Raw genomic sequence first — 25,524 nt, forward strand, 5'->3', positions numbered from 1 at the left:
TCTTCTATTGCTTTCAGTCTCTGCTGAAAACTGAAATTTTACTTTTCCTTATATTCATCTGGTATTGCTATTTGAAATGTTTCACACAACAGCATCACATCATGCACATCATTTTTATCGTGTTCATATCCCAAATGAAGCATTACCTGACTCAATGGTTCAATACAAGAAACAGTTATATCTCCAACTTTTCCAATACCGGAAAAAGTTTTTGATGGAAATATATCTCCCTCATAAACAATTCCGTCATCTGTAAATTCAAAACAATGTAAATCAATGATTCTTTGTTTATCATCTTTCCAGACAGTATGACCATCCGTTGTATAATCAGTATTTACTTCCTCAAATCCATGCTGCTTAATCACATAAATATAATCATGATAATGTTTCAGTTCAACAAACAAATCAATATCATTGTGTATTCTTGATTCTCTTTTAAGAAGTGCATCAACACCCCATCCGCCATCTAAATATACTTTAATTTCGTTTTGCAAAGCATATTTTATAATTTCACATGCATCTTCTGTACGTACCATAATCTATCCTCCAAATTCAAATCTTTGTATGCTTTCCAACTCACTAAAAGCCTGAAATTTGTCAGTCTTTCATCCTTTTTGTTATCAATCACCAATTAGCTGTAATCCATTAGGATTTAGCTGATATATTTTATCGCACACCTCTTCAATATACTTTCTATCGTGAGAAATGCTAATGACAGCCCCCGGAAATTCTCGGAGCATTTTTCTTATTACCGGGCCGGATAATGGTGAAAAATTTCTTGTAGGCTCATCCAGAATAAGAACATTCGCACCACTTAAACTCATCCTCAAAAGAAGCACTTTCGCCTTTTGTCCACCAGACAACTCCCGAATAGGATGCTCCATTTCATCTGGCGTGTATTTAAGTGAACCTAGGTATGTTCTAATTCTTGTTCTTTCTTCCTTGTCTCCGGATTTATCAAGAAAATCAACAGGAGTCATATCCAAATCAAGTATCTCTTCATAGTTTTGCGGCATATACTCTGCCTTAATATCATCTCGCTGCGAAAGTTCTTCCGCTATTTTTCTTAAAAGAGTCGTTTTTCCCACTCCATTAGCGCCAATAATACATATTTTCTCCGAGCCTCTTATTTTCAAGTTAATGTCTTCAGCCAAAATCCTTTTCTCATCCCTAGTCGTAAGTTTTGCAAGAGTATACTCTATAACTGTTTTTCCTGCCGGAATAGATGAATCTTTGTCTCCCATTTTAAAGAAAATAGCCTCCTCCTGTTCCGGCATCTCCGTCATGTTTTCATCTTCCTTTTCAAATCTTCGTTCCATAGACTTAACTGCGTGCATTTTGTCCTTCAAATTCTTTGCCACCGACGGCGCTTGTCTGGAACAATTTGCTAATGCGCTTTGCACACTCTGAGACACTCTTTGATATTTCTCATCTCGAATCTTTTTTTCCCTACGGTCACATAGTGCCCTCTGTTCTTGAAGTTCAAATTTATGAAGCCGTTCCTCCACATAGTTTCTATAGGGAAGCTTGGCCACGGTATATCTCGCTTCTGTTTTTCGCTTAATCTGCTCGATATGTATTACCATGTTGGCGGTACGCTCTATCAATGTTTCATCGTGTGAAATAAAAAGCACAATATGCTTCCATTCATTTATGGTTTTTTCCAGTAATGTAAGCGTCGCAATGTCAATATCATTTGAAGGTTCGTCTAACAATAGCACAGAAACATCGCGAATAAAAAGCCGCATGAGTTGTACCTTGACTTTTTCTCCTCCTGAAAGGCTCCCCATCATCTGACTACTGTAGAAAAAATCATTTTTTATTCCAAATTTCCCTGCAATAACAGACAGTTCTTTTGGCGTTTTCTCCCAGAATATTTCTTCCTCAGAAAAATATTCGTATACGGTTTTTTTCTTATCTTCATCGGGCATCTCTTGCGGAAGATAACCAAGACGTTCGTTTCCCATTACTCTTTCCCCATCCGCTTCTATATAGTTTTCTATAAGCGATGGATCATATATCCACTTCATTAATGTTGATTTTCCGTTCCCTTCTTCTCCAATGATAACTGCTTTATCTCCATCATTTAGCACAAGGTTGAAATCATCAAGAATTACTCTCAGGTCTTTTTTATGTGTTAAATTTAATTTCTTTATCTGTAACATAAAGTTCCTCCTTTTCGAAACACGAGTCAATTATTTTTGTACACACAAAAACGAGCCTTTTTTGCATACGCAAAAATAGACTCGCTAAATAGACCTTTATTACTTTCCCTAAGGAAAAGCAAAGGAAATGCCTCTTGCGATAATCCAACTTAAGCGTACACAAAAATAAACCTATTTTCTACAGGCTCAATAACTATATGTGTCTTACTTAAATTAAATTATCTATTAATCATTTCCTCACCTTACACGAAATGTGCCTTCCTTTTTTCTAATGACGATACTATCATACTGCATTTTTTTTGTCAACACATTCCACCTTATAGATGCGCAAATTCAAATTTTCGCTCTCCTCGAACACCGCCAATTATATCATGATATATACTATTTTTCTACATGCTTTTTGACCTATGCGGTGTTTTGTGATGCCCGTACATCATTCTCCAGCATCCTCTTTATCTTTTCCTTCATACTTGACACATATGCATATTTTTTTTATTTTGCTTTGCCATATTTTCTTCATCTCCTCTAAAATTTTAAATATAGTTGTCTATCCTACTGCTTTATTTTAAATTATTTTTAGAATTTGCAATACAGCTATTCCTTCAGAATGTATATAAGCATGTTATCTAAATTGACTTCTATCATGTGATAATAAATAATTATATTCTTCGATAGATATTCTTTGTTCCACAGTCCATGTATGAAATGATATATGATAACATAAACAAAAATAACGCTTTCTATTGTACATATATGTGCTACACAAAAAGGCTCGATGAATCGGGTCATCAACTGAATTTTCTCTTTCAACTGTCAATGATTCCACAGTTATAACTTCACCTAGACCATTTTTAAAACGGCACCAGCGTGGATGTATTCGTCCGTCAGTATCAAAAAACGCAGATACCTGTGCCTTAAAACTGTCATTTTCCATTTGAGTACCTCTTAAACTTGTTAGTTTAGTAATTTATTTAAATTATAGCACATTTTGACTAAAACAGCAAACAAATGTTCTTTATTTATAATACACAGTGTCATTTAAACTTATCAACTAATTAGTTTATTAAAATATGTTATTTTATATTGATTTATAGTTATTCAGACACTATAATAAAAAGTAAATATAACTATAGTTAAATTGATACAACGAAAGGCATTTATATGGGAAATTACTACAGCTACAAACGTATATCAACCGACACTGAACGGCAGAGCTTCAACCGACAGATTAAATCGCTTGAGAGATATGCAAAAGACCACGACATAGAATACTTGATAGATTTTACAGAGGAAAAATCTGCCAAAAATTTTACAGACAGACCCCAATTTAAAAAATTGGATAAATTGCTACAGACTGGAGACACCGTTGTGTTCAAGGATTTGTATCGTTTTACCAGGGAAGCAGAAAATGGCTATAAGAAATACATGGAATGGCTCGACAGAGGTATTAACATGGTATTTCTTGATAATCCAACGGTAAGTAGCGACTACATTCGACAAATGATGACAACGGCAGAGCAACAGGACATTGTAACCAAAACTGCTATGGAAAGCATTATTAAGCTTCTGATCATAGTGGAGCTAGACAGAGGAGAGAAGCAGCGTCTCTATATATCCCAGTCTATTAAAGATGGAATTGCTGCAAGTAATAAGAGGAGTGGAAGAAAAACAGGTCAGCTTGATAAGATGTCTAATGCTCTCAGAGAGGATATTTTGAAATATTTATCTGATAGATCTATCAAACAAGTGGATTTAATGAAGAAGTATAATATAAGTAGGAATACGTTAAAAAAATATATTTCTTTAATACAATAAATACATCTCTCATCGTATTATATAGTAGTAGTTTTTATAGACCCTCTCCAATGTCTTTACAACTATTAGGTCATAGTCCATTCAACCAAAATGACTTATGATGTATAACGTAAACAGGTTGCTGGGCAACTATTTCAAGCGCCAGAACCATAAAATATAGTACTGCCGGTCACATCGCAGTGTGGCCGGTGATAACCGGACAGTCATTAATTTATGGATTTTATATGCTTCTGGTTGTAGATCAGATGCAGATACATCGCATCGTGGGCACGGACGGCATCGTGGGCTGCAATTGCATCTGCAATTTCACGATGAGTTTCGATGGTTTCATCACGCATGGTGAGTTTTGCAGACTCACGGATCAGAGGAATTGAACTGTTGATGATAGGAACCAGCTTTGGAACAACTATATTTTTGCTGCTTAAGGCAATAGCAGTATGAAATGCTATATCCTTTTCAGCGTGATTTTTATTTGCAAGAAGGAGCTTTTCGGCATTTTCACATGCAGTAAGTATGTTTTGGATATCTGTCTCATCTGCACGGATAGCGGCCATGGCAGCTATGGATGGTTCGATTAGAAATCTGATTTCCATCAGATCTTTAATCATCTTTTGTTTATCTTCAACAAAGGTCAGGCCGAAGGGATCATCAATCATCCCGGGAGTGGCGGAAACATATGAACCGGAGCCCTGGCGTATGGTGATTACATTACGTGATGCGAGTGCTCGCATAGCTTCACGCAGAGAGCTTCTTCCGACATTCAGTTGTTCACACATTACGGTTTCGTTAGGAAGCTTGTCACCCGGCTGCAGGTTTTCCTCCAGTATGTATTTGATAATTCTATCTGCAATCCTTTGGGAAAGAGTTTTTTCTTTGGAATTTTGCATGTGATTTGCCCCCTATGTATACTACTTTACGGCTCATATATTGTGGCACAAAAGCCACCCTGTTTCTTACTTTTATACATTGCCTCATCCGCTTTGCAATAAAGTGAATCATAGCTGATATCAGCTATTCCATCGTAGAAGCAAGCTCCAAGGCTTAGTGTTATTTTCCTGTCGCCCAGTGCCTTGATGTTTATTTTTTCTGTACGTTTAAATATTCTTTCAAATATTTCATTGGCATTCTTTTTGTCTGTAACTCCCGGAAAATACATAGCAAACTCATCACCGCCAAGACGCATGATAATATCATTTTTTCTGCAGATATTTTGCAATGTATGGGCGATTGCAATAATCACATCATCTCCCACTGAATGACCATAGGTATCGTTAATCGACTTAAATTTATCGCAGTCGATAATACACATCACGCCCTTTACCTTGTTATGCAATGACTGTTCTATAAGGCTTGCACCATGTCCACGATTATAAATTCCTGTCATAAGGTCTGTCTGTGCCATGCTTAAGAGACTGTTTTCTCTCTCTTTCTGCTCTTCAATGCTCTCTATACAGTATATGACATGAAGCAATCTGCCATCGTTGTCGTAATCAACCGGTATAAACCTGCCACGGCACCAGCCAAATGCTGTTCCATAAAATTCACTGACTATTGACGACCTTCCGTCAAGCCTTTCCTCTATAGTATCTATATCCACGAATGCAAGTTCTTTCGACAGATATTCATTTGCGCAGCAATTTTTTAACAGCTTTTTTATATGTATTTCAAAGCTTCCATCTGTAGTATCCTGAAATCCATTATCCGTGTTTTTGATCACCTCATATAGATGTGTCTGAACATTGATGTAATGAATAAAAATGTAAATCTGCGCAAAAGCAGCATATCCCATAAATCTTGCCTTACGGTTTTTTGTGTTGTGTGTATTGCGTATTTTAATCATCGAAATTATCAGAGTGGACATCATATCCAGAAACAGTGTAAGCCCCATACTGTCGGTATCAGGCGGATTATCCACGCCAAAAAATCCACTGATTTCATCTTCGTATCTGAATGGTGCAACAACGAGCCTGTGTATATTCTGTCCACTGAGAAGCTCATACGAATCCGGATGTGTTTCCTTTATGTCCTCCATATCATCTATGATGACGTTTTTTTTCTGTTCAAAGAGATCATACCACCAGCCTATAAGCTCCATTGGTACATTCTGTAGATTATCAATCTCAGGCTTCACACCATCTGCACACCATTCGTAGGTGTTTTTCGTAATATTTTTCTTTGGACAATCCTCAAAAATATATATTCTGTCAGCTCCTATATGCCTTCCCAGATATCTGATAAACTCATCAATCTGTTCATCAGGAGTTCCATAGCTGAGTGCTGACCTCATAGCTTTATTGATGGTCAGTTCATATTTAATGACTGTTTTCATTCATTATACTCCTATATTATGATACCTTTTGCCCCTTGTATCATATTATTATTTATACTCGAGTCCGAATTCGTCAGACGAATTTAGTATAGTACTATTTTTCTAAGGGCGCAATACTATATTCTCAATAATCTTTATGTGAATCTTTCTATTAAATATGTGGTTTTGCACAAAATGGTAGGATTTTTTCGCAATTTTCTCAAAATACGTATGATGATTTTCATCTTGTTTTATGTAATGATGCAAGCCCCGGCTGCCCGACCGGCACACACAGCTTCCCCACTTTATACAATATTAATTGGAAGCGCTAAATTGGAACTTCCAGCTCAATCATTATCATAGAAGATTATTATTTACAGACTTTTCTTCATAGTCTCAATTTATAAAGATTGAATCCACATGAAATCAGTGTGAGCTCGAGAATTACATTTTTCTCGCCTCTCCGGAATAGTCTTTTATTCTTCTTAATGGCAGCTATCTGCTATTTTCTTCCTGGCAATCTCGTAAATCCGTTGAACCGTTGTTCTTGCGACTTGCATAGATGCTGCATCCCAAAGCTTCCATATATTCAAATCATTCCTGTGACCGTATTGTAATAATTTTAATTTAAAAAGCCGCCCAGACCATAGGCCTGTGCGACTTCTCATAAAATAACTTAAATTAAGTTTATCCTTCAATAGCAATATGCTTTGTGGTCTCAACTTTCTTTGGATCCTTCTTCGGAACTGAAAGTTTAAGAATACCATCCTCATACTTTGCCTTGATATCTTCCTGTTTCAGCTCATCACCTACATAGAAAGACCTGCTCATAGCACCGGAATAGCGCTCCTTACGGATGTACTTGCCATCCTTTTCATTCTTCTCTTCCTTGTCAAGTCCTTTGGCTGCGCTGATAGTTAAGTAACCATTTTCCAGCTTAGCCTCAATCTCATCCTTCTTGAATCCCGGAAGATCTATATCTACTTCATAGCTATTGTCAGTTTCCTTGACATCTGTTTTCATAACGTTCTTTGCATGTTTACCATAAAGCACCTTGTCAACATCAGGAAATGAAAAATCCATCCAATCATCGTTAAATAAGTTTTCTCCAAAAATACTAGGCATCAACATAAGTCATCTCTCCTTCTTAATCTATAAAATCTGTGTCAACCTGTTTCTTTGGAACCGGGATGTTTCAAGAACTCAAAGCCTTTGCTTTTTGTTCCTTTCCTTTGTTCTTGACTATGTTATACACCTAAAATTAGCACTCGTCAATAGAGAGTGCTAATAATTTATAAATTGTTTATATTTTATGTTGTCATTTACATAAATTATATATCCGGATTTATGAAAACAGTCGGCTAATGTAGTCTTGCACATTTTCTTTACTAATGTTATTATAAAAATGTGAGTGGGAACGAAAATAGCGCTTACTATCCCTTTTTTAACAAACATTTTTTATAAGCTAAACTCCAAAAAAGCCAGCCGGTTGCAAACGGCTGGCTTTTGGCTGTATTCATTTAATAATCTGTACTACAGTTTACGTCCGCACATAGGACAATATTCAATCTCTATTCCGTTAATGAACACTAGCAAACTATTAATGCCTATGATAATCTTCAGTGTCTTATTATCCGGTATCACGGCTGCATCAACATTCATCACAGTCTTTAACTCTACTGTGGTCCTGTTCAAAAGCAACCTGCCACATACACATATCCATCAATTTCATCGTAGGATACTCTGCTCCATGTAGACTTAACTCTGCTCTTACAATCTCGAAATCATCTTTATAAGTCAGATAATATTTAGCAACGTCTTTTACAGATTCTCTATTGTAGTTACCTGTAGAAATGCCATATTGCTTTACTGCCTGCACATAATATCTGTCATAAGCCGGAACACATCCAAGTGTACCCAATAGAATTTTTGTCACCAAAGTATCCGTAGCATTATTTATTACCCCATTAAATGAAGGCATCTCTTCTGCATATGCCTTGCGGATTCTAGTACTTACTTCATCTAACAGATCAAGATTTTTATTCTTTATAAGTTCTTCAGCTGTTATGCCTACTAGCGGATTATACTGTTTTTCCATTATAATTTTTACAATTGGAATATGAACTTTATAGTCCTTCTGTAAAAGAAAAGAGGAACCACGATACATTCCCCAACTTGCTAGATAAAATGCCAAATGGAGTGCAAGATAATCAAATGTGTTCTCGTCCACATTGCTTCTGTTCAGAATAAATGCATTATAGCAATGCTGCCATGACAAATATCTTCCATGCGTATCCTTTACTGTTTCATTAAAGTATGTACGAATGCATCGTATAGCGTCTGCCACAGGCAGAGTTGCCATCTTTGGTTGCGTCACCCTCTTGGATACGTTTTCACGCTTTCTTGAGTTATATACTTCCTCTCTGACGAATTCTACAGTCTGTTCAGAAATATTAACTTGGCGTGTTAAATATCCTGCATTAAGCCAGCCAAATGCAAAAGAATGTGATTCTGAATTAGACCATTGTGCCGGATATGAATATGCTGAATCCGACAACTTAAATCCTATTATTTTTTCTATTTCTGAAAAGGACATTTTAAGTTCGTCCATCCCACATTTCTTCAAATATATTGTTAAAGCAATAAACTTATCTCCTTTGGGCATCTTTTATCCCTCCTAAAAATCTTCTAATATCTTATATCGGCAGACCGCCCTTGTATATATTATAAATCTTATCAGATATGATGTCCAAAAATATGTACTTTAAGATAGATAAAAAACTTATACAATATAGTTCGTATTTCCGTGTCTAAAAGTTCGTATACAAAAAAGAATGCCGTAAATACGCAAAAAAACAGTTCGTAAAATTGCATTTTTACGAACTGTTTGTATTTTTGGTCAGTTTTGCAAACTTTCTTTGCGCATGATTTCAGTCATTTATACACAACAGGTACAAAAAGGGAGATGCGCAATTCCTCTATATGGATTGGTAACCACATCGGTAACCATTTCTCTGATACGCTTATAAATAGAGATAGCCCTCGAAAGGGCTATCTTGATGTACTGATTACTTATCTGTTGCTGTGAAGAAGTACTGACCATCAATGAATACATCTGCATGGTCTGCAACTGTAAATGTATTATTGAAATCTACTGCATTATATGCATCTGTCTGAGTAGCTGTTAATTTACCTAAAAGGAAAACTACCCCATCATAGTTGCTTGGATGATGTACTGTAAGAGTAACTGTATTTCCATTCTGTTTGGCATCCATAGAACAATCATACTGAGTACCATCTATATCCAATACACATACATTATCATGTGAAGCTCCACCACCAATTAATGCTGTTGTTAACTTACTTTCGTAACTTGTACCTGTATATCTATCAAATGCAGAAATATTATAAGATACTCCAGAGTTATCCAAATTCTTATCTGCTGTAACTGTAAATGTTGTATCTGAGTAACCCTCCTCAGAAGATGCAACTGTTGCAACTGATGTATTAACTGCTAAATCTGTAAGCTCATCACTACCATATTTAGCTACTGGAATAGTCATTGAACCGTTAGGTGTAACTGTAAGACCATTCTCTGTAAGGAAATCAGCCTTAACTTCCTCTGTAGGTGCTTCGGTTTCTACCTCTGTAGGTGCTTCGGTCTCAGTAGCTGCTTCACTCTCTTTTTCTGTTGTAATCTCAACCTGTGATTCATCTGTTTTTGTGACCTCTTTTTTGTCTCCACAACCTACAAGTACCAATCCTAACATTGATACTGCTAAAATTCCTGTTAACATTTTCTTTTTCATATGTAACATTCTCCTTATATATTATATTTATAGCATAAAAATGCCATATATCTCACATAGTAGCACATTATAAAAAGCACTACAACAATATTATAAATATGTGAGGTATTAACTATGTTTAAATTACAAAAAGATTATCCCGATTATGAATATAAATCTTTACGCTTGCCTACTAAATTAATAAAACAAGTTCAGACACTGGCTGACGCAAATAACCTTTCATTTAATAAGGTTGTTATCCAATGCATTGAATATGCTCTAGATAATATGGAAAGTAAACTGAAAGTTGTTGGGTTCTTTACATAGATTAAATATCAATTTATAAATCAAACTTTATAAATCAAACTCGTCTTCTATCTTTTCCTGTTCGTCTATAATATTCATCCTTATCTGCATACATCAACTTATCAGCCATTGCCTTAATTTCTTCAAAATTAAGTTCTATATGTTCTGAACAAACAACTACTCCCTTAGACACACTAAGTTCAGAAATAAGATTTCCCTGGAAGTTTTCAGTTAAATAATCAAATGTCTTAACTGCATCCTGTGCTTCTTCTCTCGTTCCTCTCAGTAATGCAACAAACTCATCGCCACCTACACGATACGTCCTTCCAAGACCTGAGAATGCATTATACATACACTTCGAAGCGCCAATAATTAACTCATCCCCTGCTTCATGACCAATATTATCATTAACTGCTTTTAAACCGTTCAAATCCATCATAATAAGAACGTATTCTATTAAGTTATTATTTTTCTTGATTATTTCACAGTCAACTTCAAACCCTCGTCTATTATATAAGCCTGTAAGCTCGTCCTTTATAGATGTTTCATATCTTCTGTTGTATGCATCCTTTGCCTTCTTCTCTCTCATACTAATAATAACAAATGAAGTTGCCATTATTAATACGGCTGCAATAAAGATAAATACAATTGGAAGTATAATTTTATATACATCCAATTTAACAGGATTATTATCTCTTATTACTATATACCAATCAAATCCTTCGAGATACTTGGTCATATAACAGCCATTCTCCGATAACTGATAATAAAAATCATCATCTGATATATTGCCAAAATATGAATTATCCAAGTAGCCTGTTTCTATAGAACTTACATCCGTATCAACCTGTATAAGTCCATCATGATTAACTAAATCTACTTTGATATTGTATTCTTCCTCGAACCTGGCAAGTATGTCTACAAGGTCATTCATATCAACTCCGACACCACATACTCCCAAAATGTCTCCATTCGTGTCAATAATACCGTAATTAATAAACACCGAAAGACTCCCGTTATTATCTTCATCAGTATCAACATTAACTGTATATCTTTTCCCTGAATCCAAGTAATCCTTATACCATATATCATGGCTGTCATTTTCAACATCAAGATACCTACTTATGCCATTATATGAATAATATGCTCTTGTTTTATCCGAAACAACAAATACCATTTTATAATCAAATTCATCACCAATGGATACCAGACGATTAGTCATATCGTCTTTGACACTCTCCGCCTCTTCTCTGGTTTTCCCCTCTATGTAGGTTCTTATATCAATATCACTGCTAATCGTCTGAGAAACAGTAATTGGCTTAATTAATTCATTCTCAATCTTTGCTGAAACCATCTGCGCAATTGTTCTGCTCTGTATTTCAGAGTTTTCCTTAGTTACCTGCTGAATCACATTCACACATGCTATGATGGAAATACTCATGCTAAGTAGCATTATGATAAACATAATAACAGTATCAAATCTACTGTCATTAATCATATTCATATGTTCATCCACATTATGAGACCAATCATACATATATGCAGCAAACATTACAAATGAACCTATTCCCAGTCCTAAATTGGTTATAGAAAATCCATAAATAAAGGACTGTACAACTGTTGCAATTATTGGAATAAACGAAAACAGCATCATTGAAATGAAGCTTCGTTTTTCCAAATACTTTCTATACTTAATCGCCATACCTGCTCCTATAAATATGACGACAAGTGATATTAGTGTATATACATACCAGAAATTATTCCTGTGATAATAATTTGCCTCATCGAAATAATACATCCATGGATAAAACAAATTAACCACAACAATGAAAATATTAATGCACGAAAAGATATTGGCAATTTTAACACTATTGCCACTTACTTCAGCACCTTTTTCAACAAAAACAGAACTAACATACCTAACATAGGTATTTGCCATTGCTATGTTCATAGCAAATACCATAAGATTAGCAATTCTAGTTACTAAAATATTAAAAGGACCAAGGTTACCTCTAAAAATATATGCCAAAGTCTCTCCAAAAAACAGAACTGTAGCAATAAGAAATAATCGAACGAACATCCTCATACTCTTCTGTTTTGGATTATTTGCTTTAATTGAAACAAACATTATTAGACAGAACAAACAAAAGAACATATCCATTGTTGCCTGTGCAATTTCAAGACTTGTAATATTCATCTATTTTTCTCCTCGTCGATTGATACTCTTTTTTACCTTATATTTGAATTGATGGATAATGCTTGTTTTTTATTCTTATACAAGATTACTGTTTTTTCTTCGAAAGGTAAATTTATCAATTCTGCAACTTCAAATTTTCTGTTGCCTACAAAATAGAATATGAAATACATTAAATAGGCATTTCGTATGCAAGGTACTTTCGTACCTCACATACTACACTATACCATAAAAAACACATCCTTTCCACCAGAACCATATGATTATTCTGTAGACTTTTCCTTTTCTTTTTGTTCCGCAATCTTCTCATGAATATTGGTGTTATACAGCTTATAAAGGCTCGTAGTACTTTCTAATATCTTCAAATACATTTTTGACTTTCATCCTCATTCAAATTTCCAGTTAAAAAAACTTTTCTGAACAATCGCTCCAACAACAAATATTAATATGAACGCCAAAATATGCATACCCCATACCTCCTGCTTCCAAAAATATAAAAATAAGCCATCATAAGAAAGATTTTTTATCTCTTTCTTATGATGGCTATAGCTTAGCATGTTACGAGTCCCAAAGTCTGCCCTCGCAACTCGAATCTTTGTTTGATTTTATGCATTCTCAATCTCTGTCTTATACTTTTCAAGAATCATATTCTGGATATTCTCGCGTGTGGCAGATTTAATCGGATGGGCTATATCCCTATACTCGCCATCGTTTGCCTTACGGCTTGGCATGGCGATGAAAAGTCCCTTTTCTCCTTCGATTACCTTGATGTCATGTACCACGAATTCATCATCGATTGTGATTGACACAACCGCCTTCATCTTGCCCTCTTTTTCTACCTTACGAATTCTGATGTCTGTAATCTGCATATTTTTGTCCCCCTGGTTTGTTTTTAAATTACATATCTTACATTTTTTTCTTTTACTATCATGACTCCATCCTCACCACAATAACAGGTGTTTGGATTGATGGTTCCGTGGCTCTCTACGATGCAATTTTCGAGGTGCACATTGTCGCCTATGTAGACGTCATTGAGTAGCACACAGTTCTTCACGGTAGTGTTTTTGCCCACAAATACCTGCTTGAAAAGCACCGAATCCTCCACGCTGCCGTTTATGATACAGCCACTTGATACGAGGCTGTTTGAAATGTCTGAGCCCGGATTAAACTTGGCCGGTGGCAGGTCGTCCACCTTTGAGCAGATGGTCGGCTCCTCCTTGAAGAAATAGCTTCTGACGTCAGGTCTTAAGAAATCCATATTGGTCTTGAAGTATGCATCAATATCGGCGATATTGTTCCAGTATGAATTTATCTTGTAGCCATATATTTTCTTTACATTTTTGTAGCGCACGAGGATATCATTTACGAAATCGAATCTGTTTTCCTCGGCTGCTGCCTCCAAAAGCTCTATGAGCTGTCGTCTCCTGATGACATAGATACCTGTGGAAATGGTATTGGATGAAGCCTCGATTGGCTTTTCATCAAACTCTGTGATTCTTGACTCATCATCCATGCGTACCACACCAAAACGGCTGACATCGTCGTTGTACATCATGTCCTTGCATACCACTGTAATGTCTGATTTTTTCTCGATGTGGAAATCCAGCACTCTGTTGAAATCCAGCTTGTATACACAGTCACCGCTGCTGATGATGACATATGGCTCATGGCGTCTCTTGAGAAAATCAATATTCTGATACATCGCATCTGCCGTGCCCCTGTACCAGTCACTGTTGTCTGCTGTGACTGTAGGTGTAAAGATGAATAAGCCCCCCTGCTTTCTGCCAAAATTCCACCATTTTGCCGAGCTTAAATGCTCATTCAATGAGCATGCATTGTACTGCGTCAATATCGCAACTGTCTGTATATGTGAGTTTGACATGCTGCTGAGCGAAAAATCTATAGCCCTGAAGCTGCCTGCTATCGGCAGGGCCGGTACTGCTCGTTTTGCTGTCAGTTCCTTCATCCTATTGTTATTTCCACCGGCCAAAATAATTCCTATTGCCTTCATTTTCCGTCACCTGCCTTGATAATAACTTCTCCGCCCTCAAGCACACCATCTTTGTAATCCTCTTCGTATGTAACACCGGAGATTGCTGTATTTTTGCCTATCTTTACCCCGTCCGGTATCACAGAATCTTCTCCTATAGTGACCAGCCCAAATGAGTATATGCTCTCATTCAATACATTTGGCTTCTCCTGTCCGAAGCCAAGTGTCACATTATCGCCCACCTTGCAATTTTCGGCAATGATGGACTTGTCTATCGTGACATTGGAGCCTATCTCCGTGTCACGCATGATGATGGAATCACGTATTACTGCGCCTCTTCCAATCTTGACGTTGGCACCTATGACAGAATGCTCCACATGACCGTAGCATTCACAACCCTCACCCATGATGCTTCTCTCCACATGGCCTCCTTTGGCTATATAAAGTGGCTCGATGGCATCATTCTTTGTGTAAATCTTCCAATACTCCTCGTACAGGTTGAACTCCGGAATGAGGTCTACAAGCTCCATATTGGCCTCCCAATATGACCCCAGTGTACCTACGTCCTTCCAGTATCCGTTGAACTCGTATGCAAACATACGTCTGTCATTTTCAAAGCAGTATGGTATGACATGCTTGCCAAAATCACAGTTTTCCTGATCCTTTAGTGCAAGTAAGGCTTCCTTTAGCACCGGCCATGAAAATATGTAAATGCCCATTGATGCGAGATTGCTGCGCGGATGAACCGGCTTTTCCTCAAATGCATTGATGCGCTTATCATCATCGGCTATGACGATACCAAATCGGCTGGCCTCCTCGATAGGCACCGGCATGGTTGCTATGGTCACATCGGCATTGTTTTCCTTGTGGAAGTCAAGCATCACCTCATAGTCCATCTTGTAAATGTGGTCTCCTGACAGTATCAACACATAGTCCGGGTTGTAACTGTCTATATACCTCATATTCTGGTAGATTGCATTGGCTGTACCTGTGTACCACTCGCTGTTGCCACTCTTCTCATAAGGAGGCAGTATTGCCACTCCTCCGTTATTCCTGTCGAGATCCCACGGAATACCTATTCCGATGTGGCTGTTAAGCCTGAGCGGCTGATACTGTGTAAGTACACCCACTGTATCAATGCCTGAATTGATGCAGTTGCTAAGCGGAAAATCTATGATTCTGTATTTTCCACCAAACGAAACTGCCGGTTTTGCTACGTTCGCTGTCAGAACACCAAGTCTGCTGCCTTGACCGCCTGCTAAAAGCATGGCTATCATTTCTTTCTTAATCACGTTATCACTCCTCGTCTGTCCTAATTTTTGTTGTGCCCATCCGGTCCCCACCACTAGTTTCTGTAATAACCGTATCTGTAATGTTTCTATAATAAATCACAATTGTTTCCATATAAATTATAGTTGCTGCTGCATAAATTGCAGTTACTGCTATATACTTTAAACCCATCAAATTCATATGGTCCGGATGAATTATTTTTATATAAAAAATTATACCACAGCCGCATTATCACTTCAACATTTTTCACAAAATCAAATAATATTTTTCTTTTTTTTCGACATTTTGCACAAGTGCCATTTATCGTATATCTGTTTAACCTGCAAGGGTTCTTATCATTTGAAAGTCATGCCTGCTTTCACCTTATTTTTCCTTTGCAAATACTATATTTAGTTGTATAATTAATTTAAAGTAACTATTCAGAACAAGAAAATCTGTTGCTTACATGCAATCATGACGCATCGGCTTTTTGTTCTCAGTGTTTCTTAATAGTTACAATATAAATTATAATAAATCAGGCAGGTAAAATTAATGTATAAAATAGATTTCAGCAAACCAATACACATCCATTTCATAGGCATCGGCGGTATCAGCATGAGCGGTCTCGCAGAGATTCTGCATGAGGAGGGCTTTACAATTTCCGGCTCCGATTCAAAGGAATCAGACCTCACAAAGACTCTTGCGGCCAAGGGCATAAAAGTCATATATGGCCAGAGCGCAGACAATATCACCTCCGGTATCGATCTGGTGGTTTACACTGCAGCTATCCACGAAAGCAATCCTGAGTTTGCCGCAGCAAAGGCAGCCTGTATTCCGATGCTTACAAGAGCCGAGCTTCTCGGACAGATTATGGACAATTACGATTATTCCATCGCTGTAGCCGGTACACACGGCAAGACTACCACCACATCCATGATCAGTGAGATTCTTCTCGCCGCCCAGACAGATCCTACCATTTCCGTAGGTGGTATTTTGTCATCTATCCACGGCAATCTGCGTGTGGGCGATTCAGAGTACTTCATCTCTGAGGCGTGTGAGTACACAAACAGCTTTTTGAATTTCAGACCACGCTACAGTATTATTTTAAATATTGAGGCTGAGCATCTGGATTTCTTCAAGGATATCAACGACATCAGACATTCCTTCCACGAGTATGCATCAAACACTCTCGCAGACGGTGCTACCATCATCAATGGTGAGATTGACCGCTATGAGGAGATTGTCGCAGGTCTTCCTCAGAAGATTATCACCTATGGCTTTGATTCAAAATATGATTTCTATCCGGAAAATATAACCTATGACGATAAAGCTTGTGCATCTTTTACAGCTATGAGACAGGGTAGTCCACTTTTCGACGTAAAACTCTCTGTTCCTGGCGCTCACAATGTAAGCAATGCGCTCGCAGCCATAGCTTTATCCACCACACTCGGTCTTGATGAGGAGTCTATCCTCACAGGTCTCGACAAATTTGGCGGTGCTGACAGACGTTTCCAGTACAAGGGCAAGGTAAATGGCGTCACAATCATTGATGACTACGCTCACCATCCAACCGAAATCCGTGCAACCCTGACAGCCGCACAAAAATATCCACATGACAGACTTGTCCTTTGCTTCCAGCCACATACCTATTCCAGAACCAAAGCATTCTTAAATGATTTTGCCGATGTCCTTTCAATGGCAGATGTTGTGGTGCTAGCTGATATCTATGCTGCTCGTGAGCAGAACACCTATGGCATTTCATCTAAGGACATCCTGGATTTATTGCTCGAAAAAGGTGTGAATGCGCACTATTTCGCATCATTTGAGGAAATCGAGAAATTTTTATCAGAAAATTGTGTAAACGGCGACCTGTTGATAACAATGGGTGCCGGAAATGTAGTAGAAATCGGCGAAGACCTGCTTAAGAAATAAGTTATCCACGTTATCCACATGCAAAATGTTAACAACTCTCATTTTGTGTGTGGATTTTTTAAATAATTTTCAACAGCTTATATACCCTGTGATACATTGATTTTTCAATTATTTTACATGGTTATCCACGTTATCCACATTTTTTTGTGGATTCAGAAAGCCCGAGTTTACAAGGCTTGTAGCACTTTTACCATCTTCACACGGTTAAAATATTGTGCTATAATTGCTCACAGGTTAAGCGAAAGAGAGTTTTTTATATGACAGCGATAAACATTAGCAGTGACATAGCAACATCATTCACTACTGTGTCAGATATTTTTATAGATCAATACATGCCAAAGGCAAACGGTGAGTTTGTCAAGGTATACCTTTATCTGCTCCGTGCGACAGGCTCCGGGGCAGGCATAGCAACCATTTCAGAGATTGCCGATCATTTCAGCAACACCGAGGCCGATATCGTACGCGCCCTCAATTACTGGGCATCTGAAGGCATTTTGCAGGTGCAAACCGGCGCTGATGGTCAGATTACCGGAATCAACCTCTGCAGCCTTGCTGTATCCGGTATACAGGCTGCTCAGAGTAATATACAAAGCGCTGTGGCTGATAATACCGCACAGAATAATTCTACCGCGAATATCCAGATGCAGGATTCTGTTGTGGAAAAGCTTAAGAGCCAGGCTACTGACAAACCTGCTCCTTCACAGAAGGAATACACACTTGATGAGATTAAGGAGTTTAGAAAGAATCCTGACATTTCAGAGCTTTTCTTTATTATAGAGACATATCTGAAGCATACGCTCTCATCCACAGACACCAATATGGTGCTCTACTGGCTGGACGAGCTTCATTTTTCTACCGACCTGGTAGAATATCTCGTAGAGTACTGCATTACCAAGGGACATTCAAGCCTTCGGTACATGAACAAGGTCGCTCTCGGCTGGGCCGATGCCGGCATAAAGACCGTAGACCAGGCCAAGGACGATGCAGCCGCACACTCACAGATTTACTATACTGTAATGAAGGCTCTTGGAATCACAGGTCGCAATCTGGTTGACTCTGAGGTGTCACTCATAAACAAATGGGTCGGCGAATATGGCTTCGATATAGAGCTTGTAAAGGCCGCCTGCAGTAAAACCATTTCAGCTATCCAGAAGCCAAGCTTCGAGTACACAGACTCGATACTCGCGAACTGGAGGAAAAAGGATGTTCATACATTAAAGGATGTTGAAGTGCTTGATGCCAACTTTGCCAAAGCCAATAAAGCCTCTGCTACAGGCTCATCACAAGGCACAAATGCTGCAAACGGTTCCTCAAAACCAAAAAGCAATAATTCAGGTTCCAAGAATAAATTTAACAACTTCAATCAGCGCAACAATGATTACGACAAGCTGGAGAAGCTGTTTCTCAATTCTACGGTATGATTTTTCAAGTTAGATTTATACATCCCAAGGAGGATATATGGCACTTACCAATGCTCAATATGATGAGATAATGCGAGGCTACGATAAACGCCAGCTTCACAACAAATACATACATGACAAGCGTATTGAGGACGCCTATCGCAAGGCGCCCCGCCTCAGGGAGATTGACTCAGAGATTGCATCCGCATCTGTCAGGCAGGCGTACAGGCTTATGGACGGCGATGAGAATGCTCTTGCCGCTTTACGCCTTGCAATCGAGGACTATAAGGAGGAGCGTGCTGCACTGCTATCCACACTCGGATATCCGCTTGATTATTTTGAGCCTATTTACACCTGTCCAGATTGCCATGATACCGGGTATATAGACGGACAGAAATGTCATTGCTTCAAGCAGGCTATCATCAATACCGTTTATTCACAGTCCAATATCAGGGAGATTTTGTCTCGTGAGAATTTTTCCACTCTCTCATTCGATTATTACTCAGATGAGCAGAAGAATCCTGCGACAGGGCTGTCTGCGCTCGCCACAGCAAAGCTTGCCGTGACGAACTGTCATGAATTTATAGACAATTTTGAAAACAAACCTAAAAACATATTTTTCTACGGGAATACCGGTGTCGGAAAGACTTTTTTATCTAATTGCATTGCAAAAGAGCTTTTAGATGCAGGTTACTCCGTAATTTACTTTACAGCGTTCCAATTATTTGATATATTAAGCAAAGGTGTGTTTGAAAAGGATGCAGATGCCATCGCAGCGCACCAGAATATATTCGACTGTGATTTACTTATCATAGACGATCTCGGAACCGAGCTTTCCAACTCATTTACCACATCACAGCTTTTCCTTTGTGTAAATGAGCGTATACTGCGACAGAAATCTACTATTATTTCCACTAATCTGAATCTGGAGCAGATAGCAGAGATTTACTCCGAGAGAACACTTTCAAGAATTTCAAGCAATTATAGTTTTATCAAGCTCTTCGGAGATGACATACGAATTAAAAAGCGTCTTTCCAAATAGCGCTTTTTATATATATTTAGTTTATTTATTATATGGTTATATGGAGGAATAACAATGCCAAACGATGAGAGAATTTTGGAGACTATGCCAACTGGTACACTTGGACTTGTTGCAACCGACAGTTGTATAGGTCTTGCCCAGAAGGTAGATGCATACTTACAGGGCTGGAGAGAGCACAGAGAGCACCAGCATGCTAACGAGAGTGCTTTCAAGGACTACTACAAAAACAGCTACATTATCAAGCCATCTACACCTAGATTCGGTTCCGGCGAAGCTAAATGTGTTATCAACCAGTCAGTTCGTGGTTATGATCTGTACATCATGGTAGATGTAACAAACTACAGTCTTACCTACACAGTATGCGGTCAGACAAACCACATGTCACCTGATGACCACTACGCAGACTTAAAGCGTGTTATCGCTGCAGCCGCCGGAAAAGCAAGAAGAATCACAGTTATCATGCCTTTCCTTTATGAAAGCCGTCAGCACAGACGTACAGGCCGTGAGTCTCTTGACTGTCCATTGGCTCTTCAGGAGCTTATCAACATGGGTGTAGACAATATCATCACCTTCGATGCTCATGACCCTCGTGTGGTAAATGCTATTCCTCTGAACGGTTTTGAGAATGTAATGCCTTCTTACCAGTTCATTAAGGGCATCTTAAAGAACGTAAAGGATATCACTATTGATGCTGACCATCTCATGATTATCTCTCCTGATGAGGGTGCTACAAACCGTGCTATCTACCTTGCAAACGTACTCGGAGTAGACATGGGTATGTTCTACAAGCGTCGTGATTACAGCCGTATCGTTGACGGACGTAACCCTATCGTGGCTCATGAGTTCCTCGGAACAAATGTGGAGGGTAAGGATGTTCTTATCATCGATGATATGATTTCTTCCGGCGAGAGTATGATTGATACAGCAAGAGAGCTCAAGAAGCGTAAAGCTAACAGAATCTTTGTTGTTTCTACATTCGGTCTCTTTACAAACGGCTTTGCTTCATTTGACAAGGCTTACGAGGAGGGTCTCATCTACAGAGTAGTTACAACAAACCTTATCTACCAGTCACCAGAGCTTCTCTCTAAAGAGTACTATATCAGCTGTGACATGAGCAAATACATCGCATACCTCATTGATACATTAAACCACGACTGTTCTATCAGTGATCTTCTCTCACCATATGACAGAATCAAGAAGTGTGTTCAGAAGTACAATGACGAGCAGGCTGCAGCAAAGAATAAATAATTAATCGTATTAATCGAAAAGCCGTGTAAAATTAATATGTACCCCTTTTACTGGATATCCAGTGAAAGGGGTATTTTTATGCGTTACAGTTACGAATTCAAACCAAAGGCAGTCGAACTATACATGCAAGTAAGACGCATCAGTTTTTCTCAATAGTTCTGAATAATTATCTTAGTAATATAAAAAACCAGAGAAGTGAGTGTCATCCACTCAAATCTCTGGTTTTATTTAGTCTAAGATTTATACCGATTAAATATTAAACTAACTCAAGGAGAACCTCTAAAGCTCCGTCACCTTTACGCTGTCCAATCTTAACGATTCTTGTGTAACCACCGTTACGATCAGCATACTTAGGAGCGATCTCATCGAATAACTTGTTTGTTACATCGATAGTCTTTGTTCCCTTCTTTGTGCCGTCAGACTCTTTAGCTGTGTAAAGAACCTTGAGCATCTGTCTTCTGGCATGAAGACGTGAAGCAGAATCCTTCTTGATCTTCTTCTCTACTTCGTCATAAACAGTAACTTTCTTTCCGTCTACAACCTCTTTTACTCTCTTGCCATCTTTGTCCTTGCGGGCAACCTTAGCTGTTACAGTAACCTCTTCGAAGTTGTCTTTCTCTTTTACTGCTAATGCGATAAGACCCTCAGCGATCTTGCGAACCTCTTTAGCCTTAGCCTCTGTAGTAACGATCTTTCCGTTAACAAGAAGCTGTGTAACCTGACCTCTGAGTAAAGCCTTTCTCTGGCTTGATGTTCTGCTTAACTTACGATATTTTGCCATTTTAATTTCCTCCATTTGTGGGACATCCGGTCACGCTCTTCGGTCTTACTGCCAGACATCGTATCTTGTTGTGATAAAGCTTTGCCTTATTTCAAAAAGCAAATGCTCTAATCAGTTGCCACTCATGTATCAGACACGGTCACGCTCTTTGGTCTTACTGCCCCTGCCGCTATGAGTTTTGTCACACATAAACATAAATATGATATTTAAAATTTATATATGACCAATTTATTTAGAAGAATCAGTGCAAGGATTATTCGAATGAACTATTCCTCAGTCTGATTTAACTCTAAACCTAATTCTTTTAATTTTGCTAAAACTTCCTCTAAAGACTTGCGACCGAGGTTACGAACCTTCATCATGTCCTCAGGTGTTCTATTGATAAGCTCTGCAACAGTGTTGATTCCTGCACGCTTTAAGCAGTTGTATGAACGAACTGAAAGCTCAAGCTCATCGATGTTCATCTCAAGAACCTTCTCCTGAGCATCGTTTTCCTTCTCGACCATAACGTCAACCTGCTGTGCTGCCTCTGAAAGATCGATGAACAGATTTAAATGCTCACTTAACACCTTAGCTGCAAGGCTGACTGCCTCGTCCGGCTCCAATGTACCATTTGTAAATACATCTAATGTAAGCTTATCGTAATCTGTAACCTGACCTACACGGGTATTCTCTACAGTAAGGTTAACACGCTCAACAGGAGTGTAGATTGAATCTACAGCAAGAACTCCGATTGGTGTATCCTCGTTCTTGTTCTTCTCTGCTCCGACATAACCTCTGCCGTTTGTGATTGTAAGCTCCATGTAAAGCTTAGAATCTGCTCCACCATTCAAGTGTGCAATCTCTAACTCAGGATTCAAAATCTCGATATCTGAATCAACCTGAATATCAGCTGCTGTAACAACGCCTTCACCTTCGAATTCGATATATGCAACCTTTGGTTCATTTGTAGAACTATTATTGCGAATTGCAAGGTTCTTGATATTCATGATGATTTCTGTAACATCTTCCTTAACACCAGGAATAGAGCTGAATTCATGTAAAACACCATCAATCTTGACCTGGCTCACTGCAGCGCCCGGTAAAGAAGAAAGCATGATACGTCTTAAAGAGTTTCCAAGTGTTGTACCGTAACCTCTCTCTAATGGCTCTACAACAAATCTGCCATATGTCTTGTCTTCTGAAATTTCTGCGATTTCAATTTTTGGTTTTTCAAAATCGAACACTTCAAATTCCCTCCTTCTCGGGTATCGTTGTTATATGTTATCAAAGAGTGGATAAGCCGGGAAATAAATCCCCGGCAAATCAACCTAATTTTACTTAGAATATAACTCGACGATGAGCATCTCATCTACAGGAACATCAATCTGCTCACGTGTAGGTAAGTCTTTTACAGTTCCCTGTAATTTCTCAGCATCTACATCTAACCACTCTGGAACGATTCTTCCGCCAGCTACCTCGACGATATCTTTCATTCTCTGAGTATTCTTTTTGCTCTCTTTAATTTCGATAACATCGCCAGCCTTTACAAGGTATGAAGGGATGTTAACAACTTTTCCGTTTACTGTAACGAACTTGTGATCAACGATCTGTCTTGCTTCTTTTCTTGTTCTTGCGAAACCAAGACGGAAGATTACGTTGTCAAGTCTTGACTCAAGGATTGTCATAAGGTTGAGACCTGTTAATCCTTTCATCTGATCTGCTTTCTTGTAGTAGTTACGGAAAGGCTTCTCTAAAACACCATAGATGAATTTAGCTTTCTGCTTTTCTCTTAACTGAAGTCCGTACTCAGATACCTTTCTGTTTGCTCTTGTAAGGTTTCTTCTAGACTTCTTATCATATCCTAAATAACTTGGCTCTAAACCAAGTGATCTGCATCTCTTAAGTACAGGTACTTTATTAACTGCCATTTTAATCTATACCTCCTGATTAGACTCTTCTACGTTTTGGTGGACGACATCCATTGTGAGGTACCGGAGTAACGTCTCTGATTGATGTAACCTCAAGACCACATGCTGAAAGTGCACGGATAGCTGCCTCTCTTCCTGAACCTGGTCCCTTAACGAATACGTCAACTGTCTTTAATCCATGGATTAAAGCTGCCTTTGTAGCTGTTTCTGCTGCCATCTGTGCAGCATATGGAGTAGATTTCTTTGAACCTCTAAATCCAAGACCACCGGCACTTGCCCATGATAAAGCATTTCCTTCAGCATCTGTTAATGTAACGATTGTGTTATTGAAAGATGCCTGAATATGTGCCTGTCCGCGTTCAACGTTTTTCTTTACACGCTTTTTAGTTGTTTTCTTTGCAACATTCTTAGCCATATTTAAACTAACCTACTTTCTACTTTCTAAACTTTATATAAGTTATAATGAAGCTCTGCTTCTTCGTCCGCAGAACTAAACGCGCACTACGTTCAAGTGGCGTTTTCACTTATTTTCCAAGTGATTATTTCTTCTTGTTTGCTACTGTTCTCTTAGGACCCTTGCGAGTTCTTGCATTAGTCTTTGTTTTCTGACCACGAACCGGAAGTCCCTTTCTATGACGGATACCACGATAGCATCCAATCTCCTGAAGTCTCTTGATATTTAAAGCGATTTCTCTTCTTAAATCACCTTCAACTGTCATTGTCTCGTCGATAACAGCGCTGATTCTCTTAACCTCGTCATCTGTAAGATCTCTAACACGAGTGCTTGGATCAACATTAGCTGCTTCAAGGATACGGTCTGCACTTACTCTTCCGATTCCGTAGATGTAAGTTAAGCCGATTTCTACACGTTTTTCTCTTGGTAAATCTACACCTGCAATACGAGCCATGTGTGTTTACACCTCCATAATTTTTAGTTATTTACTATAGTAACGATACATCTGCAACTTGACGTATACTCTCCGAAACACATATGTATCTACAGCTACGGTTGCACGTCCTGAAATGTGTGTAGCCATATGCGCTCCCATATTTGCATTTCGTCTCATATCACTCGGTATTATAATATGAAACCAGAATGCCTCTGTTTATTATGAACAGCGATGATAAATATCTCGCTGCAGCCGCACATAATGATGTGAAAAAAGGTTTAATAAACCAAACGCACAAATAACAGGGTCAAATATTTGTACTAATTAACCCTGTCTCTGCTTATGCTTTGGATTCTCACAGATAATTCTGATGCTTCCTTTTCTCTTGATAACTTTGCACTTTTCGCAAATAGGTTTAACTGATGATCTTACCTTCACAGCAAATCCTCCTTTCTCTATAAAAGTCCTTTTCAGGTACTTTTCCAA

Annotated in this window: 24 protein-coding genes; 6 read left to right on the forward strand and 18 right to left on the reverse strand. The window is 38.4% G+C overall.

Translation table 11 applies throughout. The features are described 5' to 3' along the window. Positions 1 to 38 precede the first annotated feature (38 nt). The 3 genes from ACTQ1L_RS02415 to ACTQ1L_RS02425 form a co-directional block, all read right to left on the reverse strand. Positions 39 to 536, reverse strand: a complete 498-nt coding sequence (locus tag ACTQ1L_RS02415) for a nucleotidyltransferase domain-containing protein (RefSeq protein ID WP_009247521.1) — start codon at positions 534 to 536, stop codon at positions 39 to 41. Between the two features lie 84 nt (positions 537 to 620). Beyond that, a complete protein-coding gene (locus ACTQ1L_RS02420; RefSeq protein WP_441079823.1) occupies positions 621 to 2,165 on the reverse strand; it encodes an ATP-binding cassette domain-containing protein in 1,545 nt (514 codons plus the stop codon). Positions 2,166 to 2,787: 622 nt separating this feature from the next. Then, complete coding sequence (locus tag ACTQ1L_RS02425) at positions 2,788 to 3,099, reverse strand: hypothetical protein (protein WP_441365328.1); 312 nt, start codon at positions 3,097 to 3,099, stop codon at positions 2,788 to 2,790. 227 nt (positions 3,100 to 3,326) lie between these two features. Between ACTQ1L_RS02425 and ACTQ1L_RS02430 the strand changes: the two genes are divergently transcribed. Further along, positions 3,327 to 3,980, forward strand: a complete 654-nt coding sequence (locus ACTQ1L_RS02430) for a recombinase family protein (protein WP_441365329.1) — start codon at positions 3,327 to 3,329, stop codon at positions 3,978 to 3,980. Between the two features lie 206 nt (positions 3,981 to 4,186). Here the strand turns inward: ACTQ1L_RS02430 and ACTQ1L_RS02435 are convergent, their stop codons facing one another. The 5 genes from ACTQ1L_RS02435 to ACTQ1L_RS02455 form a co-directional block, all read right to left on the reverse strand. Then, a complete protein-coding gene (locus tag ACTQ1L_RS02435; RefSeq protein ID WP_321111532.1) occupies positions 4,187 to 4,867 on the reverse strand; it encodes a FadR/GntR family transcriptional regulator in 681 nt (226 codons plus the stop codon). A gap of 26 nt (positions 4,868 to 4,893) precedes the next feature. Then, positions 4,894 to 6,309, reverse strand: a complete 1,416-nt coding sequence (locus ACTQ1L_RS02440) for a sensor domain-containing diguanylate cyclase (RefSeq protein ID WP_441365330.1) — start codon at positions 6,307 to 6,309, stop codon at positions 4,894 to 4,896. A gap of 666 nt (positions 6,310 to 6,975) precedes the next feature. After that, a complete protein-coding gene (locus ACTQ1L_RS02445; protein ID WP_321111536.1) occupies positions 6,976 to 7,419 on the reverse strand; it encodes an Hsp20/alpha crystallin family protein in 444 nt (147 codons plus the stop codon). A gap of 520 nt (positions 7,420 to 7,939) precedes the next feature. Beyond that, entirely contained in the window at positions 7,940 to 8,953 is a 1,014-nt protein-coding gene (locus ACTQ1L_RS02450) for a DUF7662 domain-containing protein (protein WP_441365331.1), read from the reverse strand. A gap of 403 nt (positions 8,954 to 9,356) precedes the next feature. Beyond that, positions 9,357 to 10,097 carry a hypothetical protein gene (locus tag ACTQ1L_RS02455; protein ID WP_441365332.1) on the reverse strand — a complete coding sequence of 247 codons (741 nt, stop codon included), beginning with the start codon at positions 10,095 to 10,097 and terminating at the stop codon, positions 9,357 to 9,359. Between the two features lie 114 nt (positions 10,098 to 10,211). Between ACTQ1L_RS02455 and ACTQ1L_RS02460 the strand changes: the two genes are divergently transcribed. Further along, the gene (locus tag ACTQ1L_RS02460) at positions 10,212 to 10,403 is read left to right on the forward strand and encodes a hypothetical protein (protein ID WP_441365333.1); all 192 of its coding nucleotides are present in this window, start codon (positions 10,212 to 10,214) and stop codon (positions 10,401 to 10,403) included. Positions 10,404 to 10,437: 34 nt separating this feature from the next. Here ACTQ1L_RS02460 and ACTQ1L_RS02465 read toward each other — a convergent pair whose 3' ends face one another. The 4 genes from ACTQ1L_RS02465 to ACTQ1L_RS02480 form a co-directional block, all read right to left on the reverse strand. Then, the gene (locus tag ACTQ1L_RS02465) at positions 10,438 to 12,579 is read right to left on the reverse strand and encodes a sensor domain-containing diguanylate cyclase (protein WP_441365334.1); all 2,142 of its coding nucleotides are present in this window, start codon (positions 12,577 to 12,579) and stop codon (positions 10,438 to 10,440) included. A gap of 602 nt (positions 12,580 to 13,181) precedes the next feature. Then, positions 13,182 to 13,445 carry a septation regulator SpoVG gene (gene spoVG, locus ACTQ1L_RS02470; protein ID WP_321112214.1) on the reverse strand — a complete coding sequence of 88 codons (264 nt, stop codon included), beginning with the start codon at positions 13,443 to 13,445 and terminating at the stop codon, positions 13,182 to 13,184. A 23-nt stretch (positions 13,446 to 13,468) separates the two neighbouring features. After that, entirely contained in the window at positions 13,469 to 14,587 is a 1,119-nt protein-coding gene (glgD, locus tag ACTQ1L_RS02475; RefSeq protein ID WP_321112215.1) for a glucose-1-phosphate adenylyltransferase subunit GlgD, read from the reverse strand. Then, positions 14,584 to 15,834 (reverse strand): glucose-1-phosphate adenylyltransferase, encoded by a 1,251-nt coding sequence (locus tag ACTQ1L_RS02480; protein WP_321112222.1) that lies wholly within the window; start codon positions 15,832 to 15,834, stop codon positions 14,584 to 14,586. Before ACTQ1L_RS02480 ends, glgD begins: the two co-directional genes overlap by 4 nt. A 553-nt stretch (positions 15,835 to 16,387) precedes the next feature. Here ACTQ1L_RS02480 and murC point away from each other — a divergent pair. The 4 genes from murC (at position 16,388) to ACTQ1L_RS02500 (ending at position 21,457) form a co-directional block, all read left to right on the forward strand. After that, positions 16,388 to 17,767, forward strand: a complete 1,380-nt coding sequence (gene murC / locus ACTQ1L_RS02485) for a UDP-N-acetylmuramate--L-alanine ligase (protein ID WP_441365335.1) — start codon at positions 16,388 to 16,390, stop codon at positions 17,765 to 17,767. Positions 17,768 to 18,024: 257 nt separating this feature from the next. Next, positions 18,025 to 19,188 carry a DnaD domain protein gene (locus tag ACTQ1L_RS02490; RefSeq protein ID WP_441365336.1) on the forward strand — a complete coding sequence of 388 codons (1,164 nt, stop codon included), beginning with the start codon at positions 18,025 to 18,027 and terminating at the stop codon, positions 19,186 to 19,188. Positions 19,189 to 19,225: 37 nt separating this feature from the next. Further along, complete coding sequence (locus tag ACTQ1L_RS02495; RefSeq protein ID WP_441365337.1) at positions 19,226 to 20,209, forward strand: ATP-binding protein; 984 nt, start codon at positions 19,226 to 19,228, stop codon at positions 20,207 to 20,209. A 54-nt stretch (positions 20,210 to 20,263) separates the two neighbouring features. After that, the gene (locus ACTQ1L_RS02500) at positions 20,264 to 21,457 is read left to right on the forward strand and encodes a ribose-phosphate pyrophosphokinase (RefSeq protein WP_441365338.1); all 1,194 of its coding nucleotides are present in this window, start codon (positions 20,264 to 20,266) and stop codon (positions 21,455 to 21,457) included. Between the two features lie 256 nt (positions 21,458 to 21,713). Here the strand turns inward: ACTQ1L_RS02500 and ACTQ1L_RS02505 are convergent, their stop codons facing one another. The 6 genes from ACTQ1L_RS02505 to rpmJ form a co-directional block, all read right to left on the reverse strand. Continuing rightward, complete coding sequence (locus tag ACTQ1L_RS02505) at positions 21,714 to 22,238, reverse strand: bL17 family ribosomal protein (protein WP_015515540.1); 525 nt, start codon at positions 22,236 to 22,238, stop codon at positions 21,714 to 21,716. 266 nt (positions 22,239 to 22,504) lie between these two features. After that, positions 22,505 to 23,464 carry a DNA-directed RNA polymerase subunit alpha gene (locus ACTQ1L_RS02510; protein ID WP_012741353.1) on the reverse strand — a complete coding sequence of 320 codons (960 nt, stop codon included), beginning with the start codon at positions 23,462 to 23,464 and terminating at the stop codon, positions 22,505 to 22,507. 90 nt (positions 23,465 to 23,554) lie between these two features. After that, on the reverse strand, positions 23,555 to 24,148 hold the full coding sequence (gene rpsD / locus ACTQ1L_RS02515; RefSeq protein WP_055061004.1) for a 30S ribosomal protein S4: 594 nt from the start codon (positions 24,146 to 24,148) through the stop codon (positions 23,555 to 23,557). Positions 24,149 to 24,167: 19 nt separating this feature from the next. Beyond that, the gene (gene rpsK, locus ACTQ1L_RS02520) at positions 24,168 to 24,563 is read right to left on the reverse strand and encodes a 30S ribosomal protein S11 (protein WP_012741351.1); all 396 of its coding nucleotides are present in this window, start codon (positions 24,561 to 24,563) and stop codon (positions 24,168 to 24,170) included. Positions 24,564 to 24,687: 124 nt separating this feature from the next. Beyond that, positions 24,688 to 25,056 carry a 30S ribosomal protein S13 gene (gene rpsM, locus ACTQ1L_RS02525; RefSeq protein ID WP_012741350.1) on the reverse strand — a complete coding sequence of 123 codons (369 nt, stop codon included), beginning with the start codon at positions 25,054 to 25,056 and terminating at the stop codon, positions 24,688 to 24,690. A gap of 306 nt (positions 25,057 to 25,362) precedes the next feature. Then, positions 25,363 to 25,476 (reverse strand): 50S ribosomal protein L36, encoded by a 114-nt coding sequence (rpmJ, locus tag ACTQ1L_RS02530; RefSeq protein WP_003022746.1) that lies wholly within the window; start codon positions 25,474 to 25,476, stop codon positions 25,363 to 25,365. Positions 25,477 to 25,524: the final 48 nt, after the last annotated feature.

It is taken from the genome of Agathobacter sp. LCP21S3_B2 (assembly GCF_052118705.1).
Taxonomy (GTDB): domain Bacteria; phylum Bacillota; class Clostridia; order Lachnospirales; family Lachnospiraceae; genus Roseburia.

Coding starts and splice junctions, on each gene's coding strand:
- ACTQ1L_RS02440 (WP_441365330.1), bottom strand. CDS start 6,309: ATGAAAACAGTCATTAAATATGAACTGACCATCAATAAAGCTATGAGG.
- ACTQ1L_RS02500 (WP_441365338.1), top strand. CDS start 20,264: ATGCCAAACGATGAGAGAATTTTGGAGACTATGCCAACTGGTACACTT.
- ACTQ1L_RS02480 (WP_321112222.1), bottom strand. CDS start 15,834: ATGCTTTTAGCAGGCGGTCAAGGCAGCAGACTTGGTGTTCTGACAGCG.
- spoVG (WP_321112214.1), bottom strand. CDS start 13,445: ATGCAGATTACAGACATCAGAATTCGTAAGGTAGAAAAAGAGGGCAAG.
- ACTQ1L_RS02450 (WP_441365331.1), bottom strand. CDS start 8,953: ATGCCCAAAGGAGATAAGTTTATTGCTTTAACAATATATTTGAAGAAA.
- ACTQ1L_RS02505 (WP_015515540.1), bottom strand. CDS start 22,238: ATGGCAAAATATCGTAAGTTAAGCAGAACATCAAGCCAGAGAAAGGCT.
- glgD (WP_321112215.1), bottom strand. CDS start 14,587: ATGAAGGCAATAGGAATTATTTTGGCCGGTGGAAATAACAATAGGATG.
- ACTQ1L_RS02455 (WP_441365332.1), bottom strand. CDS start 10,097: ATGAAAAAGAAAATGTTAACAGGAATTTTAGCAGTATCAATGTTAGGA.
- ACTQ1L_RS02420 (WP_441079823.1), bottom strand. CDS start 2,165: ATGTTACAGATAAAGAAATTAAATTTAACACATAAAAAAGACCTGAGA.
- rpsD (WP_055061004.1), bottom strand. CDS start 24,148: ATGGCAGTTAATAAAGTACCTGTACTTAAGAGATGCAGATCACTTGGT.
- rpsK (WP_012741351.1), bottom strand. CDS start 24,563: ATGGCTAAGAATGTTGCAAAGAAAACAACTAAAAAGCGTGTAAAGAAA.
- ACTQ1L_RS02445 (WP_321111536.1), bottom strand. CDS start 7,419: ATGTTGATGCCTAGTATTTTTGGAGAAAACTTATTTAACGATGATTGG.
- rpsM (WP_012741350.1), bottom strand. CDS start 25,056: ATGGCTCGTATTGCAGGTGTAGATTTACCAAGAGAAAAACGTGTAGAA.
- ACTQ1L_RS02425 (WP_441365328.1), bottom strand. CDS start 3,099: ATGGAAAATGACAGTTTTAAGGCACAGGTATCTGCGTTTTTTGATACT.
- ACTQ1L_RS02430 (WP_441365329.1), top strand. CDS start 3,327: ATGGGAAATTACTACAGCTACAAACGTATATCAACCGACACTGAACGG.
- murC (WP_441365335.1), top strand. CDS start 16,388: ATGTATAAAATAGATTTCAGCAAACCAATACACATCCATTTCATAGGC.
- ACTQ1L_RS02495 (WP_441365337.1), top strand. CDS start 19,226: ATGGCACTTACCAATGCTCAATATGATGAGATAATGCGAGGCTACGAT.
- ACTQ1L_RS02465 (WP_441365334.1), bottom strand. CDS start 12,579: ATGAATATTACAAGTCTTGAAATTGCACAGGCAACAATGGATATGTTC.
- ACTQ1L_RS02435 (WP_321111532.1), bottom strand. CDS start 4,867: ATGCAAAATTCCAAAGAAAAAACTCTTTCCCAAAGGATTGCAGATAGA.
- ACTQ1L_RS02490 (WP_441365336.1), top strand. CDS start 18,025: ATGACAGCGATAAACATTAGCAGTGACATAGCAACATCATTCACTACT.
- ACTQ1L_RS02460 (WP_441365333.1), top strand. CDS start 10,212: ATGTTTAAATTACAAAAAGATTATCCCGATTATGAATATAAATCTTTA.
- ACTQ1L_RS02415 (WP_009247521.1), bottom strand. CDS start 536: ATGGTACGTACAGAAGATGCATGTGAAATTATAAAATATGCTTTGCAA.